Origin of the sequence: Mycobacterium sp. UM_WGJ, assembly GCF_000455125.1 — a bacterium.
GTDB lineage: Bacteria > Actinomycetota > Actinomycetes > Mycobacteriales > Mycobacteriaceae > Mycobacterium.
Genome location: NZ_AUWR01000042.1, coordinates 1 through 1021 on the forward strand (window position 1 = coordinate 1; position 1021 = coordinate 1021).

Annotated in this window: 1 pseudogene; it reads left to right on the forward strand. The window is 65.3% G+C overall.

Annotated elements, in window-relative coordinates:
- Nucleotides 1–1021: pseudogene (locus N416_RS0113835) on the forward strand (IS3 family transposase); the annotation flags it as partial.

Here is a 1021-nt window from a genome sequence, read left to right on the forward strand (position 1 = left end):
CGAGTTGCGTGAGCGGGCGGTCCGGATGGTCGGCGAGATTAGAGCCGATCACGAGTCGGAGTGGGCGGCGATGTGCAAGGTCGCCGAGCTGCTCGGGATCGGGACGCCGGAGACCGTTCGCAAGTGGTGCCGGCAGGCCGAGGTCGACGCAGGCCAGCGGGCCGGTGTGACCACTGAGGAATCGGCGGAACTGAAGCTCCTCAAGCGCGAGAACGCCGAGCTTAAGCGGGCCAACGCGATCCTCAAGAGTGCGTCGGCTTTCTTCGCGGCCGAACTCGACCGGCCACTGCGCTGATCGTGCGCTACATCGACGAGCACGTCGGTGCCCGCCACGACGATGCCGACGGGCCAGGTCTGCGGTGGGGTGTCGAGTCGATCTGCGTCCAGCTCACCGAGCTGGGAGCCAAGATCGCCCCCGCGACCTACTACGAACACCGTGGGCGCAGCCCCAGCAAGCAGGAGGTTCGAGACGCCGAATTGAAGCCGAAGATCGCTGCCGCTCACGAGGCGAACTACGGCGTCTACGGTGCCCGGAAAGTATGGCTGACGCTGAACCGTGAACGGCCCAAAAAGGCCCCGCCGATCGCGCGCTGCACCGTGGAACGACTCATGGGCGAACTCGGACTGGCCGGCGCAGTTCGCGGCAAGATCAAGCGGACAACGATCAGTGACCCGCGCTCGGCGAAGCCGAATGACTTGGTAAACCGTAACTTTCGGCCGTTAGCACCAGATCTGCTGTGGGTTTCCGACTTCACTTACGTCTCGACCTGGTCGGGCTGGTGCTACACCGCGTTCGTGATCGATGCGTATGCCCGGCGGATCCTGGGCTGGTCAGTGGCGACCACGATGACCAGCCAACTCGTCGTCGACGCCGTCGAGCAGGCTATCTGGACCCGCAAGCGGGCCGGCAAGGACTTGACCGGCTTGGTCGCCCATCACGATCACGGGGTCCAGTACCTGTCGGTGGCCTACTCTGAGCGACTCGCTGAGGCGGGGATCAAGCCCTCGACCGGGGCCGTCG